The sequence below is a fragment of the Saccharopolyspora erythraea NRRL 2338 genome (assembly GCF_000062885.1).
GTDB lineage: Bacteria > Actinomycetota > Actinomycetes > Mycobacteriales > Pseudonocardiaceae > Saccharopolyspora_D > Saccharopolyspora_D erythraea.
In genome coordinates this window covers 5,618,969-5,635,066 of record NC_009142.1, presented here as the reverse complement: position 1 = coordinate 5,635,066, position 16,098 = coordinate 5,618,969, and the positions used below count along the sequence as shown (strand labels likewise).

Genomic DNA, 16,098 nt, shown 5'->3' with positions numbered 1-16,098 from the left:
GCCGCGGCACTCCACCTCATATGCATCCTCGGCACGGAAGGATCACAACACTGATGGCACGCCTGGAATACCAGAGCGTTGACAGCGAAATCGCTGATCGGATCCGCGAGCGGCGCGGCGGGCAGCTCACACCACTGGACCAGATGCTGCTGCACAGTCCCCCGATCGCCGACGGATGGAACAGTCTGCTGGGAGCGATCCGCACCCGTGCCGGCCTGCCCGCCGACATCCGGGAACTCGCGATCCTGCGCGTCGCAGCTCTCAACGGTGCCGACTACGAGTGGAACGCGCACGAACCGGTCGCGCACCGAGCCGGGCTCACCCCCGAGCAGACCGAAGGGCTCCGCGTCGACGTCGTGGACCCGGCGGCCACGCTTACGGCACCGCAGCGCGCGGCGCTCGCCTACACCGATGCGATGACACGATCTGTCGAGGTGCCCGACGACGTCTTCAAGGCGCTGCACGAGCACTTCGACGACCGGCACATCGTCGAGCTCACCGCGACGATCGGCACCTACAACCTGGTCTCCCGCTTCCTGGTCGCCCTGCACGTCGGTCGACCGGACGAGGCGACCGAACCCGACACCCTCGACGAGAACGGAGCAGTGGCATGAGCGGTCGACTGGCAGGCAAGGTCGCGATCGTCACCGGTGCGGGCAGCGCCGGTCCGGGTTGGGGCAACGGGCGTGCAACGGCGGCCATCTTCGCCCGCGAAGGCGCACGGGTGCTGGTCGTGGACCGCGACGCCGAACCGCTGGAGTCGACCCTGGAGGTGATCGCTGAGGAGGGAGGCACTGCGGTGGCGCACACGTGTGACGTCACCGACTCCGCAGCCGTCGCGGGCATGGTCGAGGCTGCCCGCACCGCGTTCGGCAGGATCGACGTTCTGGTCAACAACGTCGGCGGCTCACGGCACGGCGGACCGGTGGAACTCGACGAGCAGACCTGGCAGGCGCAACTGGACACCAACCTCTCCAGCGCCTACCTCGGCTGCAAACACGTCATTCCGGTCATGAAGGAGCAGGGCGGCGGTGCGATCGTGAACATCGCATCGACCTCAGGACTGCGTTGGACCGGCTCGGCCCAGGTGGGATACGCGTCGGCGAAAGCAGGCGTCATCCAGCTGTCCAAAGTGGTCGCCGTGCAGCACGCCCCGGACCGGATCCGGGTCAACACAGTGGTGCCAGGACAGTTGCACACCCCCATGGTGGAAGCTCGTCTCGCCGGGCAACGCACCGGCGGCGATGTGGACGCGCTGCTCGCCCAACGCCAGGCCCGCATCCCGCTCGGATTCATGGGAGACGGCCGCGACACCGCACACGCCGCGCTTTTCCTCGCTTCCGACGAAGCGCGATTCGTCACCGGCACCGAGATCGTCGTCGACGGCGGCATGACCGCCCGCTGCGACTGAGTGAGCAGGAGGTTCCGTTGAGCACACCGTCCAATCCCGGCCCGCATCCGGCACCGCACGCTATGACGATCGACGTGCCCGCCGACGCCTGCGACGCGCACTGCCACATATTCGGCCCCACGAGCCTGTTCCCGTACGCGCCGGACCGGACCTTCACACCCCCCGAAGCGCCGCTCGCAGACCTGCAGAAGCTGCACCACCTGCTCGGGTTCCATCGGGCGGTGCTCGTCCAGTCGGCCGCGCACGGCGCCGACCACGCCTCCTTGGTGGCCGCGTTGGAGGAAGGCGCGGGCCGTTACCGCGGTGTTGCGCTGATCCGCCCCGACACCTCCGCGGCGGAAGTCGCCCGCTTGCATGACGCCGGCGTTCGCGGGGCCCGTCTGCATTTCACCCCGCATCTCGGACCCGCGCCTACGCCAGGAGCAATCGAAGCGATCACGGATCTGGTCCGCCCCTACGGGTGGCACATCGCGCTGCACGTCGCCGGCAACGGCCTCGCCGAACACGAGGACTTCATCCGGTCGCTACCGCTTCCGGTCGTCATCGACCACATGGGCCGTGTCGATCTGCGCCAGGGCCTCGACTCTCCTGCGGTGACGGTTTTGCGCCGGCTGCTCGACACCGGGCGGGTCTGGGTCAAGCTCAGCGGCGCCGACCGTCTTGCCACCGTTCCACCGGACATGAGCGACTCCGCCGCGCTCGCCCGGTTGCTCGCCTGGAGTGCGCCGGAACGGGTCGTGTGGGGTACGGATTTCCCCCCACCCCAACACCCACGGCTTCGTCCCCGACGACGGTGACCTGGTCGACCTCCTCGCCGAATTCGCCCTCACGGAGACCGACCGCAGACGACTGCTGGTCGACAACCCCGCGGAGTGCTTCGATTTCCCGCACTGATCACGGAGACATCCGCCTCGCGACACCGTCGAGCGCTCCCCGGCGCCGCGAGGTGGGGTAGATTTGAGCCAGTCCGGGCTGGGGTGAGTTCAGCCTGGAAAGGCCCGCGGGCGAGGGACGGAGAGAGCCAGGAGTGTCACGGGAAGATCCGGATTTCATCGATTCCGTCGACAAGGCCTTCCAGGTCATGATGGCCTTCTCCGCGGAGCACCCGGAGCTGACCATCAGCCAGGCGGCCGAGCTCACCGGCCTCACTCGCGCGACCGTCCGCCGCGTGCTGCTGACCTTCACCCGCGTCGGTTTCGCAACACAGCAGGACCGCCGGTTCCGGCTGACGTCGAAGGTGATGCGCCTCGGCTACGGCTATCTTTCCTCCTCTCCGTGGTGGGAGCACGCTGAGCCGCACATGCGTGACCTGTCCAGTTCCACGCAGGAATCGTCCTCGCTGGCGACGTTGGACGGTGCGGAGATCGTCTACCTGGCGCGGGTGCCGAGTCCGCGGAGCGTGTCGATCACGCTGAACATCGGCTCGCGGTTGCCGGCCTACCCGACGTCGCTCGGCCGGGTTCTGCTCGCGGCGTTGCCGGACGCCGAACTCGATGCCTACCTCGAAGAGGTCGAGCTCACGCCCCTGACCTCGCGCACGATCACAGACCGGCGCGAGCTGCGCGAGGCCCTGATGACGGTGCGCGAGGACGGCTTCGCGTTGATCGATGGTGAACGAGAAGAGGGCGTCCGCTCGGTCGCGGCTCCCATCCGGGACCGCAGTGGCGTCATCGCCGCCCTCAACATCTCGGTCAACGCGGCGCGCATCTCCGCCGGAGAACTTCGCGACCGATGCGCGCCCCTCGTGCGCGAACACGCCGACGCCATCTCCGCCGAGATCAGCCACCGGTAGCGGAACTCGCTCTGCACGCGGGAAATGGGGAACGCAGGACCGAAATGTAGGTCTGTGAGGGCGGAAACGACGACGGCCCCATCGTGAGGCCGATGAGGCCGTCGATCCGGAGAACGGGTACGTGCGGGCTCAGAGGCCGGTGTGGTCCTCCCGGTCCTGTCCGCCGGCGGCCCGCAGTTCCGGGTTCGCGTCGCGGATGGCCGCGGCGTGCTGGACGTGCTCGGCGGTCAGCCTGGCCGCGGCGTCCGCGTCACCTTTTCGCACGGCCTTCAGAATCGCGTCGTGGTCGCACTGCAGCGCCATGGCGGCGTCCTCGCTTCCCCACACGGTCGCGGGCGGGGTGAAGCGCACCCACAGGGCCTCGACGTACTGCAGGACCAGCGGCGACGACTGCGCGTAGATCGAGAAGTGGAACTGCTTGTTCAGGCGCGATAGTTCGGCGGGTGCGGCTCCCTCACGCACCGCCCGGTCGATCTCGGCGTGCTGCCTCTCGATTTCCTGCAATCCCTCGCTGGTCATGCGCTCGACCGCCATCCCAGCGGCCACTGACTCCACGGCCGCGCGCAGCCGGTAGAGGTCGGCCGCGGTCTCCGGGGTCATCTCCCGGACCGTAGCGCCCTTGTGCGTGGAGTAGACGATCATGCCGTCCGCCTCCAGCATGCGCAGTGCTTCCCGGACCGGGGTGGGGCTGACGCCGTACCTCTTGGCCAGCACCGTCTGCTTGATCAGCTCTCCGGGCTGGATGGTGCCGGCTGCGACGTCCTCGCGGATCCGCTCGGCGACCCAGGCCGTGCGGCTCTGCGGCGGGGAGTCCGCGTTGCCGATGGTCATGTGCCGCCCTTCTGTGCGTCGGTGATCAGCGTTCAACAGTCTATTGGCTATCGACTACCCGACGGTAGCCGACCGGTATCCATGGACAACACTCTATAGAGTATGTAGCTTCTCTGCAGCCGCCAACGAGGGCGGCCCGAGCACCGAGCGGGAGAAGTGCATGGACGCACACGCGGGACTGACCCGGCACGTCGCGAAGTGGATCGTCGAGCAGCAGGCACGGCCACTGCCCGCCGGCCTCGACCACCACCTGCGCCGGATGACGCTCGACGCGGTGAGCGGCATGGTGGCCAGCTCGGTGGGTCCGGTGTCCGGGGCTGTCGCACGGCACGCGGCCGCCCTCTACCCCGGTGACGCGGCGACCGCGATCGGGCATGGGGCGTCGTCGGTCCTGGGTGCGGCGCTGGTCAACGGCACCAACGGGCACGGCATCGAGTCCGACGAGGGCTACACCCCGGGCAGCATGCACCCCACCTCGGTGGTCCTGCCGACGGTGTTCGCCCTGGGCCAGAGCCTCGGTGCCGACGCCGGACGCGTGCGCATCGCGGCCGCGATCGGCATGGAACTCGCGTGCCGGATCGCCGCCGCCGGCCACCCGGCCACCCGCAACCGGCACTTCCACAACACCCCGCTGGGCGGAGTCTTCGGCGCCACCGCCGCGGCGGCCGTGCTGCGCGGGCTGTCGGAAACCGAGACCGCGCACGCGCTCGGCATCGCCGGCTCCCACGCGGGCGGGCTGTTCGAGTTCCTCGGGGACTCGGCCGAGGTGAAGCGCTTCCACCCGGGCAAGGCCGCCCGCGACGGCATCGCCGCAGCCGATCTCGCCGTAGCCGGACTCACCGGTCCGACCACGGTCTTGGAAGGCACCGACGGATACTTCGCCGCCTACGCTGGTTCGGTCGGGGAGGCGTGGTTCCCCGAGCGCGTCACTGACGGACTCGGTGAGCAGTGGGTCGTGCTGAAGACCTACGTCAAGCCTTACCCGTGCTGTCGGCACCTGCACGGTGCCATCGACGGTGCGCTGCAGCTGCGTCGCGAGCACGAGATCGACCCGGCCGACATCGCCGCGGTGCGGGTCGAGACGTTCCCGATCGCCGCCCGGCACACCGGGACCGACCTGGACACGATCCTGCAGGCACAGCTGAGCCTGCCCTACGCGGTCGCCGTCGCCCTCACCAGGGGCGCGGTGACCCTGACCGACTTCGAGCCCGCCGCCCGCGACGACGCCGCGGTCCGGGCTCTGATGGGCCGCGTCTCGGTGACCGTCGATCCAGACGCCGACGCCGCCTACCCCCGGTCCGGACGCCCGGCGAGAACCACCGTCGAGTTCACCAGCGGGCGCACCCGCACCACCTGGGTGCAGCATCCGTACGGCGAGCCGGCGAACCCGCTGTCCGACGAGGCGCTCGAGGACAAGGTCCGCGGGTTGTGCGAACCGGTGGTCGGCGCGGCCGCCACCGCCGACCTCATCACCGCTGTCCGGGCCTTCGAGGGGCTGGACTTCCTGGCCGACGTCGACCGCGCGATCCGGTCCCGCGCGCTCGTCGCCGGCCGAACCAGCACGCCCCACGACTGACCGCACCACTTGCGAGGAGCCATCCAATGAGGGTTGGTGTCGAAGCACTGGAGCTCACCTACGGGGAGCACCGAGCCGTGAAGAACCTGGACCTGACGATCCCCGACGGCAGTTCTGTCGTCCTGCTGGGGCAGTCGGGGTGTGGGAAGACGAGCACCATGCGGTGCATCGCCGGTCTCGAGTCGCCTTCCGGCGGCCGGATCACCATCGGCGAGCGGACGGTGTACGACGGGGCGAGCGGGATGTCGGTCCCGTCGCACAAGCGCAACGTCGGCATGGTCTTCCAGTCCTACGCCGTCTGGCCGCACATGACCGTGCTCGACAACGTCGCGTTCCCCCTGAAGATGAAGGGGGCCGGCCGAGCCGAGGCCCGGCGCAAGGCCGTCGGGGTGCTCGACGTCGTCGGCCTGGGCCACCTGGGCGAGCGTGGGGCCAGCATGCTCTCCGGTGGCCAGATGCAGCGGGTCGCGCTGGCCCGATCGATGGCCATGGAGCCTGCGGTGCTGCTGCTGGACGAGCCGCTGTCCAACCTCGACGCGCGGTTGCGCGACGAGTTGCGGGTCGAGCTGCGCCGGATCCAGGTGGAGCGCGGTCTGACCAGCCTCTACGTCACCCACGACCAGCAGGAGGCGCTCTCGCTCGCCGACCGGATCGCCATCATGCAAGGCGGCCGGATCACCCAGCTCGGCACGCCGGAGCAGATCTACGCCGCTCCGGCCAGTGCGTCCATCGCGAGTTTCCTCGGCGTCACCAACGTCTTCGAGGTCGAGAAGTGCGAGGGCAACCGGGTTCTTCTGGCCGGCCACGGTCAGGAGCTCGTGGTCGACGACATCGGCGCCGGCGGCGCCGGCTCGCGTTTCGCGTGCATCAGGCCCGAGCACGTCCGCGTCGACCCGGGCACTCCCGGGGAGACCGACCCGCCGTCGGTGAACCGGTTGCACGGCACCGTCGAAGTGGCGGTCTTCCAGGGAGCTTCGATCCGCTGCACCGTGCGCACCGGCGCCGGTCTGGCGGTGGAGGCGATCTGCCCGCCGCCCACGACCGGCACGCTCACCGCTGGGACCGAGGTCTCGCTCCGCATCGAAGCCCCCGCCGTCCGGTTGCTGCCAGAGCACGTCGCCGACGCGCAGGAGCCGCAGGAGGTCGTTGCCGCATGACCACGACCCCGACCAGACCCGCCCCCGCGGCGGCCCCACCGGATGCCGACGTGCCGCGCCGCAGACGCCGCAATCCGATCCCGCTGCGAACCCGGGTCCTCGGGCTGCCGCTGCTGGCGTTCATCTCCTTCCTGGTCTTGGTCCCCGCGGCGCTGATCGTGGTGGCCGCGTTCGCCACCGACGTGCCCCGGCCGGGCAACTCCGGGCTGGCCTTCACGCTGGAGAACCTGCGGGTCCTCGCGGCTGAGGGAGTGCTCGTCGCGGCGGGCAACTCGCTGCTCATCGCGGTCGGCGCCACGGTGCTGGCGCTGGCGATCGGCGGGGCGCTCGCCTTCGTCGCCGCCCGGACCGACGCCAGAGCCCGCGGCTTCCTCTACCTGATCGGCCTGATGCCGCTGTTCCTTCCGTCCTACGTGGGCGCGCTGGCCTGGTCGATCCTGGCCAGCCCGGGCGCGGGGCTGATCAACGTCGCGTTCCGCGACCTCGGTGCGACAGGACCGGTCGTGAACGTCTACACCATCGTCGGCGTCGTCGTGGTGATGGCGATGTACTACGCGCCCTACGCCTTCCTGATGATTCACAGCTCGATGTCGCTGATGAATCCCGACCTTGAGGACGCGGCCGGCGTGCACGGCAGCCCGACCTGGCGCACCATCCGCTCGATCACCTTGCCGCTGTCGCTGCCGGCCATCCTGGGCTCCGGCCTGCTGATCTTCGTGCTCGTGTTCGAGAACTTCCCGGTCTCGCAGGTGCTGGCCACCCCGGGCGGGATCGACACGCTGCCGACCTTCATCTACAAGCTGATGAATTCCACCCCGTCGCGGGGCAACGAGGCCGCGGTGATCGCGATCGTGCTCGTCGCGGTGGTATTGGCGGTCACCTGGATGCAGCGCCGCTACCTGGCCAACCGCTCGTTCACCACGGTGTCGGGCAAGGGCGTCAAGGCCCGCACGATCGCGCTGGGCCGCTGGCGGACCCCGGCGCTGGTCGTCGCGGTGGGCTACTTCGCACTGTCGATCGTGCTGCCCCTGCTCGCACTGCTGTTGTCGGCGGTCCGGAGCTCGCCGTACATGAGCTCGTTCGGCGAGCTAGCCGAGCCGGGTGCGCTCGACGCCAGTTCGTTCGCCACAGCACTGACTTCCGACGGGTTCCTCGGGGCAGCCACCAACAGCGTCGTGGTCTCGGTCGCCGCCGCGGCCATCGGCACTGCGCTGGCCTTCGTGGTCGGCTACGTGGTGTACCGCACCAAGTCCTGCGGTCGCGGTGCGTTGGAGAACGTGTCGATGGTCCCGTTGGCCATCCCGCACGTCGTGCTCGGTATTGGCCTGCTCTGGACCTGGCTCGTCATGCCGCTGCCGGTATACGGCACGCTCGCGGTGCTGATCATCGGCTTCGTCGCCGTTCAGATGCCGCAGGGGTTCCGGGGTATCGCCGCCTCGATCCGGGCCACCGACCGGGACCTGGAGGACAGCGCCGTCATGCTCGGCGCGCGCCGCAGCCGCGCGATCGCCGTGATCACCGTGCCGCTGCTGCGGGTCTCGGTGCTCTCCACATTCCTCCTCCTGCTCATGCTGAGCATGCGTGAGCTGACCGTGCCGCTCTTTCTCTACACCTCCGACACCGAGATCCTCTCGATCGCCATCTACGACCAGTTCGAGAACGGCGGCGCGCTCCAGGAGGCCTCGGCCACCGCGCTCATCTACTGCGCGATCATGTTCCTGCTCAGCTACCTGCCCCGCCGGTTCGGCGCGGGCCCAGGAGGCCACGGTGCCTGAGACGACGACGTCCCCCCGCCGCGGAGCGCACCGGGTGTGCAGCACGGGGCTGCTGGCCCTCTTGGCCGTGGTGAGCCTGCTGGTGTCGGCCTGCGGAGGATCGGTGCACAACACACCGGCTGCTCGCGCGGCCAAGCTGCTCGCCCCGGCGCAGGTGGACGCCACCGACGGCCTGACCATCGACGGCGAGAAGATCGCCGACAAGGCGCTTTACGAGGCCGCCAGGGGCGAGAAGCTGGTGCTGTACTCGGCCGCGGGCAAGGAGGCCGAGGACCTCACGCTGGCGCGGTTCACCGCGGAGACCGGCATCCAAGTCGAGCTGACCCGGCTGCCGAACAACAAGCTGGCAGAGCGAGCACTGTCCGAGCACGGTGCCGGCCGTCTCGGGGCGGACGTGATCCGGCTGACCGATCCGCGCACCGCACGCGACTTCGGCGAGGCCGGGGTGTATGTGCCCTACCGGACGCCGTTCCACGACAAGCTGGCCGCGGCGGGCGCCACGGTCGACGCGAACTGGTTCCCGGCTTACTACTTCGTGAACGCGATGGCCTACAACTCCGCCATCCACATCCAGAATCCGCCGGACGGCTGGGAGGACCTCGCCGACCCCCGCTACGAAGGGCAGCTCGGGATCGTCGCGATCACCACCGGCGGCACCCTGCAGGCGCTCACCCGGTTCCAAATCGAGGAGTTCGGCCCGCAATACCTCGACCGCCTGGCTGCTCAGCGGCCCCGGGTGTTCAACTCCACCTCGACCGAAGTGGACGCCCTGGCCCGGGGAGAGATCTCGATCGCGACCGTCAGCTTCAACAACGCCTTCGGCGCGCAGAGCCACGGTGCACCCATCCGTCTGGTCGTTCCGGAGGAAGGTGTCTCGGCCTCCGAAGGCCCGCTCGGGCTGACCCCGAAAGGAGCGGACAACCCGGCCGCCCAGGTGTTCGCCAACTGGTCGCTGTCCAAGTCCGGCCAGAAGTTCGTCGGCTCCCAAGGCTTCGTCCCGGTCCGCACCGACATCGGTCCGGTCCGCGCCGGTGAATACGAGCTGCCGACGGCCGACTCACCGCGCTTCCACCTGCTCGACGAGGACGGCTTCGCCCGGCATGCGGAGGCCGACGAAAAGCTGTGGAAGCAGAAGTTCGACTTCATCGGCTGAACCAGCCGCCACGCCCACGGAAGGCACCAGAATGACTTCGACCCTCGACCATCCGGCCGACGGTGCGGACGCTGACGACCTGGCCCGCAACGACCTGCTCGACTCGGTCAACGCGTTCGCCGCGCGGCACCTGGCCCCCGGCGCGCTGGCGCGGGCGCACGACCCGCGCTATCCCTGGGACATCGCCGCCACGCTGGGGGAGCAGGGCCTGCTGGGCCTGACGATCTCGGAGGAAGACGGCGGACAGGGAGCCGGGCTGCGCACCGCGGTCGCGGTGATCCAGGCGGTCGCCCAGCACTGCCCGAAGAGCGCCGACATCCTGCAGGCAGGCAACTTCGGCGCCATCCGCACCTTCGCCCAGTTCGGCACCGCCGAGCAGAAGGCGGCGTACCTGCCCGATCTCCTCGCGGGACGAGGTCTGCTCTCGCTCGGCATGAGCGAGCCCGAGGCGGGGTCGGCAGCCACCGAACTCACCACCAGTGCCGTGGAGGACGGCGACGACCTCGTCGTCAACGGCACCAAGATCTGGGGCACGCACAGCGTGGACGCCACCCTGTTCCTGGTCTACGTCCGCTTCGGCCCCGGCACCCGCAACATCGGGTCGGTGCTGGTCGAACGCGGTGACCCCGGCTTCCAGGTCGGTGAACCGTCGGCCTACATGAGCGGCGAGACCTGGGCCCAGCTCTACTTCGACGACTGCCGCATCCCGAAGTCGCGGATTCTGCTCGGCCCTGGTGGGTTCAAGAAGCAGATGAGCGGCTTCAACGTCGAGCGCATCGGCAACGCCTCCCGCTCGCTGGCGCTGGGCAGGCTCGCGTTCGACCTCGCCCGCGAACACGTGTCCCACCGCACCCAGTTCGGCCGCACGCTCAACGAGTTCCAGGGTGTGCAGTGGACGTTCGCCGAGGCCGCTGTCGCGTTGGACGCCGCCGACGCCCTGCTCGCCCGTGCGGTGGCCAACGCCGAGGACGGGCTGCCTTCGGCCTACGAGACCACCGTCGCGAAGTACGCCGCCAACACAGCTGGGTTCCAGGCGGCCGACGCGGCGATGCAGATGATGGGCGCGCTGGGCTACAGCACCGAATCGCTGGTCGAGTACTGCCAGCGCCGCACCCGCGGCTGGATGATCGCCGGCGGGTCGCTGGAGATGATGAAGAACCGCATCGCGGAGGAGATCTTCGGCCGCCGGTTCCCGCAGCGGGCGGCGTCGTGAGCGGCGATCGGGGACCGGTGCGTGTCGAGCGCGACGGCGATGTCGCCGTCGTCGTGCTCGACAACCCGCCGGTGAACGCGAGCACGGCGGCGGTCCGGGCCGGGCTGCTGGACGCGTTGCGGGCGACCGCCGCGGACGAGACGGTGACCGGCGTAGTTCTGATCGGTGCGGGCAAGCACCTGATGTCCGGATCGGACTTGCGCGAGTTCTCCGTCGACGAGCTGCCGGAACCGCAGCTACCCGAGGTCCTTGCCGCGATCGAGGCACATCCGCGGCCTGTGGTCGCGGCGCTGTCCGGCGCTACGCTCGGCGGCGGACTGGAACTCGCCCTGGCCTGCGACCGCCGGGTCGCTCTCGCCGACTGCCGGGTCGGACTGCCCGAGGTCGGCCTCGGGATGATCCCGGGAGCCGGGGGGATCGTCCGCGGCCTGCGGCTGTTGGAACCTGACCGCCTGCTCGACCTGGTGGTTGCGGCCGAACCGATCCCGGTCGGGGTGGTCGGCGAGCTTGGCCTGGTCGACGAGGTCGTCACGGATCGGCTGCGCGACGCCGCGGTGGCCGCGGCCCGGAGCACCGCCAAGCGCGTGCTCAGCACCCTGCCGCCACGGACGGGGAAACCGGGGCTGTTCGAGGAAACCGCCCGTCGGCTGATCTCCCGGCACGGAGCAACCCCGGGCGTCCTGGCCGCGGCGGGTGCGGTGCTGGCCGCGACCGCGCTACCCGCGACGGCGGCACTGCGGCACGAGCGCGCCGAGTTCACCCGGCTGCGGCGCGGGCCCGAGGCCGCCGCCCGAAGGCACTTGTTCTTCGCTCGAACCGCGGTCGCCCGGGCCGGACGACCCAAGGCCGGACGTCCGATCCGGACCGTCGGCGTGGTCGGGGCCGGAACGATGGGTGCCGGCATAGCCCGGGCGTTCGTCTCAGCCGGCGCCGACGTGGCCCTCGTCGACCGCGACCCGGCCGCGCTGGAGCGGGCCGCCGACCAGGTGGCGCGTGCCGGACGCGATGCCGCCGCCCGGCTGCGCACCGGGACCGCGCTCGACCTGCTGTCGGATGCGGATCTGGTGGTGGAGGCCGTCGTCGAGGACCACGGCGTGAAGGCCGCCGTACTCGGCGAGGTCGCCGGCGTCGTCCGACCAGGACTGCCGCTGGCGACCAACACTTCCTACCTCGACATCGACGCGCTGGCGGCGACCGCCGCCGACCCGGAGCGAGTGCTGGGCATGCACTTCCTGGCTCCCGCGCACCGCACTGGCGTGCTGGAGGTCGTGCGAGGACGAGCGACTTCCCAGGACGCGCTGGACCACGTGCTGTCCGCGGCGCGCCTGCTGGGCAAGCTCCCGGTGATCGTCGGAGTCTGCGACGGGTTCGTAGGAAACCGGATCTTCTCCGCGTACCGGCACCAGTGCGAGCTGCTGGTGGAGGAGGGGGCGACGCCGCGGCAGGTGGATGAGGCGCTGCTCGACGTCGGCGTCGCGATGGGCCCGTTCGCGGTGGCCGACATGTCCGGACTCGACGTCGCCTGGCATGCGCGCAGGCGCCGGGACGCCGCCCGGGACCCGCGCGAGCGGTACTCGGACCTGGCCGACCGGTTGGTGGAGAAAGGCAGGCTCGGGCAGAAGACCGGCGCTGGTTGGTATCGGTACGTCACCGGGGATCGCACCCCCTACGACGACCCGGCCACCGAGGTGTTGATTGCCGAGGCCCGCGCCGCCCAGGGGATCACCCCTCGGGAGATCGGCACCGTGGAGATCGTCGAAAGGGTGCTGACTGCCACTGCGAACGAGGCAGCGCTGGTGCTTGCCGAGGGAATCGCGACCAGGCCAGGTGACATCGACGTGCTGATGACACGTGGTTACGGCTTCCCGGAACGCCTCGGTGGACCGTGTCACTGGGCGGCCACCCGACCGCCCGCGGAGTACGCGGCAGCCCTTCAACGGCTGGGTGCGGCTCTCGGATGGGGCTTCCGGCCCGGTGACCCGGACTTGCTGTCCTGACCGGACCGCGCTGTCCGGTCGCCGCCGTCTCAGGAGATCGGTCAGTCGAGCAGCACGGCGTGCTGGGCGACTGACGCCACGACTCGGCCGTCCCGGTCGAAGAGGGTGCCGCGGGCCAGCCCGCCGCGCTCCCCGGCGGCCGGGCAGTCCTGCACGTAGAGCAACCAGTTGCCCAGGTCGGGGTCGGCGTGGAACCACATCGCGTGGTCGGCGCTGGCCGCGGGCCGGTGCAGGTCCGCCCGCTCACCGCGGGCCCGGGCGATCACCGGCACCAGCGAGCGGTCCGAAGCGAACGCCAGCACCGCGCGCCGCAGGTGGCTCTCGGCGCCCGGAACCGGATCGGCTCGCAGCCACAGGCAACGCGGTGCCGATGGTTCACCCGGTGGATCGTCCACCGGGCGCACGTCCAGCGGCCGGGAGGCGGTGCGCCAGTCCCCGTGCGGCGGCAATCGGACCCCGTCCGCGGGCAGCCCGGCGGCCCGCCGCTGCGGGAGCGAAGGGAGCGACTCGGGTTCCGGCACCTGAGGCGGCCGCACCGAGGCGGTGGAGCTGTTCGTCTCGCCGGGGCCGAGCGAGACGAGCCCGGTGACCAGTTCGCGTCCCGACTGCTCGGCACCGACGGCGAGCACGGTGCGGGTGCGGCCCGTTCGGACAGTGCGGACCGGGTACGCGATCGGCTCGTCTGGCCGTCCGGGGCGGAGGAAACAAGCGTGCAGCGACTCGACGACTCGGCGGGCAGGTGCGTGTGCGCCGGCCGCCAGGACGAGTTGGGCGAGCAGGTGGCCGCCGAACACGCGTTGGTCGAATCCGGCCACGGGGAAGCCCACCAGGCATCCGTCCTCGCGGCGCAGTGCGATCCGGTCGACGAGCGGGGTCCGGTTGATCACTCCGGGAAGAGAGGTTTCGTCGCCGCTGGGTCCGGCGTCGGTGCATTCCATGTCGATGTGGTCCACACCGCAGACACTACAGTAAATATTCTATAGACTATGAACAAGGTGACGCCGGTTCGGTCCGGTGGCACGCCGCATTCAGCCGAGGAGAGCCGATGGCACCGAACCCCACACCGTCGCAGGCTGACCGCGCTCCGGGCGTGGCCGCGCTGTCCGGCCCGTTGCTGCACCCCGCGTCGGTCGCGATCGTGGGAGCCTCCGACGACCCGAAGAAGACGACCGGCCGCCCCCAGCGGTTCCTCGCGGCGGCCGGCTACGAGGGCACCGCCTGGTTCGTCAACCCGCGTAGGGGGACAGTCCAGGGGGTGAAGGCGTACCCGAGCCTGTCCGCGCTGCCAGCCGTGCCCGACCACGTCTACGTGATGACCGGCGCCGACGCCGCCGTCGACACCGTGGCCGAGGCCGCCCGCCTCGGCGTGCCGGTGGTCACCGTGCTGTCTTCCGGCTTCGCGGAGGAAGGCGCGGAGGGCAAGGCGCGCGAGGACCGGCTGCGCGCTGCCGCCGCGCAGGGGCCGACCCGGGTCGTCGGCCCGTCCAGCCTCGGCGTGGTCAACCCGCGCAACGGCGTCATGCTCACCGGTAATGCCGCATTCGGCGAGCCGGATACCCCGACCGGCGGCATCTTCGTCGCCTCGCAGTCGGGCAGCGTGATCGGCGCGATGGTGTCCCGGGCGCGCGGCCGCGGGATCGGGTTCGCCGGCCTGGTCTCCACCGGCGGCGAGGCGGACCTGTCGCTGGGGGAGATTTGCTCGGCGACCCTGGACGACCCGGAAATCACCTCCTACGCGCTGTTCCTGGAGTCGCTGCGACACGCCGGTGACCTGGCCGACTTCGCAGCCGCGGCCCACCGCGCGGGCAAACCGGTCGCGGTCTACAAGCTGGGCCGCTCCGATGAGGCGGCGGCGCTCACCGTGTCGCACACCGGTGCCCTGGCCGGGGAGGACAGCGAGGCGGAGGCATTCTTCCGGGCGTGCGGTTTCGTCCGGGTCGCCACTTTCGAGGGCCTGTGCGAGGCGCCGGCGCTGCTGGAGCGGATTCCTTCGGACGGCCCCGCCCGACCGAGGGTCGGCGTCGTCACCACCACCGGCGGCGGCGCGGCGATCATGGTGGACCAGCTGGCGTTGCGCGGCCTGTCCGTGCGCGGGCCCAGCCGCGAGCTTGTCGAACGCATGGCCGCCGCGGGTGCCCCGGTGCCGCACAGCTTGATCGCCGATCTCGGCCTGGCCGGCGCGAAGCACGACGTCGTCTCCGCGGCGCTGCGCGAGCTGCAGGACTCCGGTGAGTTCGACCTGGTCCTGTTCGTCATCGGCTCCTCGGCCCGGCTCAACCCCGAGCTAGCCGTGCAGGCGCTGGCCGAGCGCGGCGGGCATGCCGTCCCGGTCGTCGGTTTCGCACTGCCTGAGGCTCCGGACGCGGCGAATCTGCTCGCATCCTCCGGCGTTCCCGCCTTCCGCACTCCCGAGTCCTGCGCGGACGCGATCGCCGCCGCATTCTCCCGCCGGTCGGCCACCATCGACCCGAAGCGAATTGCCGGTCTCCCTGACGGCACTCCCCGGCTTCTCGACGAGCAGGTCTCGGCCGAGTTGCTCGCCGGTGTCGGTGTGCCGGCCTTGCCGTCGGTGGCGCTCAAAACCGCCTCGATCGACGACGAGGTCACCCTGCCATTCGGCTACCCGGTCGTGGTCAAAGCGCTTTCCGACCAGCTCGCGCACAAGACCGACGTCGGCGGCGTCGTCCTCGGTGTCGCCGACGCCGACGCGCTGCGCGCCGCTGTTCGCAAGATCGCCGTCGACGTCGCGGAAAGGGCCGGAATCACTGTCGACCGGGTGCTCGTGCAGCCGATGGCGGACAAAGGCGTGGGGGAGGTGCTGGTCGGCTACCGGCGTAGCCCGGACGTCGGCCCGGTCGTGGTGCTGTCCACCGGCGGTGTGCAGGCCGAGCTGTACGACGACAGCGCCATCCGGCTGGCCCCGGTGGATCGAGCCACTGCGCAAGAGATGATCGACGAGGTCACCGGTCTGGCTGTGCTCAAGGGGCACCGGGGCACGCCGGCTGGCGACGTCCCGGCTCTGGCCGACGCTGTGGTCGCGCTGTCACACCTCGCGGTCGAGCATCCGTCCATAGTGGAGGCAGAGGCGAACCCGGTGCTCGTGCGCACCGAAGGGGTCGTCGCGCTCGACGCGCTGGTTCGCCGTATCGATGACGAGAAGTCCGGACGTGCGTGATGCGGTGATCTGTGTGCC

General features: G+C 70.5%; 13 protein-coding genes. 11 read left to right on the top strand and 2 right to left on the bottom strand.

Annotation, left to right across the window (positions count from 1 at the left end; all coding sequences use genetic code 11):
• Nucleotides 1-53 precede the first annotated feature (53 nt).
• The 4 genes from SACE_RS24425 (at nucleotide 54) to SACE_RS24410 (ending at nucleotide 3,203) form a co-directional block, all read left to right on the top strand.
• Nucleotides 54-614, top strand: a complete 561-nt coding sequence (locus SACE_RS24425; protein ID WP_009949941.1) for a carboxymuconolactone decarboxylase family protein — start codon at nucleotides 54-56, stop codon at nucleotides 612-614.
• Nucleotides 611-1,411, top strand: a complete 801-nt coding sequence (locus SACE_RS24420; RefSeq protein ID WP_009949943.1) for an SDR family NAD(P)-dependent oxidoreductase — start codon at nucleotides 611-613, stop codon at nucleotides 1,409-1,411. Before SACE_RS24425 ends, SACE_RS24420 begins: the two co-directional genes overlap by 4 nt.
• Before the next feature lie 17 nt (nucleotides 1,412-1,428).
• The gene (locus SACE_RS24415) at nucleotides 1,429-2,208 is read left to right on the top strand and encodes an amidohydrolase family protein (RefSeq protein ID WP_231849767.1); all 780 of its coding nucleotides are present in this window, start codon (nucleotides 1,429-1,431) and stop codon (nucleotides 2,206-2,208) included.
• 230 nt (nucleotides 2,209-2,438) lie between these two features.
• Nucleotides 2,439-3,203: an IclR family transcriptional regulator domain-containing protein gene (locus SACE_RS24410; protein ID WP_009949946.1), complete on the top strand. Its 765-nt coding sequence runs from the start codon at nucleotides 2,439-2,441 to the stop codon at nucleotides 3,201-3,203.
• Nucleotides 3,204-3,332: 129 nt separating this feature from the next.
• Here the strand turns inward: SACE_RS24410 and SACE_RS24405 are convergent, their stop codons facing one another.
• Nucleotides 3,333-4,034 carry a GntR family transcriptional regulator gene (locus SACE_RS24405; protein WP_044547539.1) on the bottom strand — a complete coding sequence of 234 codons (702 nt, stop codon included), beginning with the start codon at nucleotides 4,032-4,034 and terminating at the stop codon, nucleotides 3,333-3,335.
• A gap of 160 nt (nucleotides 4,035-4,194) precedes the next feature.
• On the opposite strand from SACE_RS24405, the gene SACE_RS24400 reads away from it, so the two are divergent.
• The 6 genes from SACE_RS24400 to SACE_RS24375 are packed head-to-tail and all read left to right on the top strand — an operon-like array spanning nucleotide 4,195 to nucleotide 12,905.
• Entirely contained in the window at nucleotides 4,195-5,610 is a 1,416-nt protein-coding gene (locus tag SACE_RS24400) for an MmgE/PrpD family protein (RefSeq protein ID WP_009949949.1), read from the top strand.
• A 26-nt stretch (nucleotides 5,611-5,636) separates the two neighbouring features.
• On the top strand, nucleotides 5,637-6,767 hold the full coding sequence (locus tag SACE_RS24395) for an ABC transporter ATP-binding protein (RefSeq protein ID WP_009949950.1): 1,131 nt from the start codon (nucleotides 5,637-5,639) through the stop codon (nucleotides 6,765-6,767).
• Nucleotides 6,764-8,542 (top strand): ABC transporter permease, encoded by a 1,779-nt coding sequence (locus tag SACE_RS24390; protein ID WP_009949951.1) that lies wholly within the window; start codon nucleotides 6,764-6,766, stop codon nucleotides 8,540-8,542. The genes SACE_RS24395 and SACE_RS24390 overlap by 4 nt, the downstream gene beginning before the upstream one ends.
• Nucleotides 8,535-9,695: an ABC transporter substrate-binding protein gene (locus SACE_RS24385; protein ID WP_231849759.1), complete on the top strand. Its 1,161-nt coding sequence runs from the start codon at nucleotides 8,535-8,537 to the stop codon at nucleotides 9,693-9,695. Before SACE_RS24390 ends, SACE_RS24385 begins: the two co-directional genes overlap by 8 nt.
• A gap of 31 nt (nucleotides 9,696-9,726) precedes the next feature.
• Entirely contained in the window at nucleotides 9,727-10,908 is a 1,182-nt protein-coding gene (locus tag SACE_RS24380) for an acyl-CoA dehydrogenase family protein (RefSeq protein ID WP_009949954.1), read from the top strand.
• Entirely contained in the window at nucleotides 10,905-12,905 is a 2,001-nt protein-coding gene (locus tag SACE_RS24375; RefSeq protein ID WP_021341790.1) for a 3-hydroxyacyl-CoA dehydrogenase NAD-binding domain-containing protein, read from the top strand. Before SACE_RS24380 ends, SACE_RS24375 begins: the two co-directional genes overlap by 4 nt.
• A 41-nt stretch (nucleotides 12,906-12,946) precedes the next feature.
• Here SACE_RS24375 and SACE_RS24370 read toward each other — a convergent pair whose 3' ends face one another.
• Nucleotides 12,947-13,858 carry an acyl-CoA thioesterase gene (locus SACE_RS24370; RefSeq protein ID WP_009949956.1) on the bottom strand — a complete coding sequence of 304 codons (912 nt, stop codon included), beginning with the start codon at nucleotides 13,856-13,858 and terminating at the stop codon, nucleotides 12,947-12,949.
• 92 nt (nucleotides 13,859-13,950) lie between these two features.
• Between SACE_RS24370 and SACE_RS24365 the strand changes: the two genes are divergently transcribed.
• Entirely contained in the window at nucleotides 13,951-16,080 is a 2,130-nt protein-coding gene (locus tag SACE_RS24365; RefSeq protein ID WP_011874569.1) for an acetate--CoA ligase family protein, read from the top strand.
• Nucleotides 16,081-16,098: the final 18 nt, after the last annotated feature.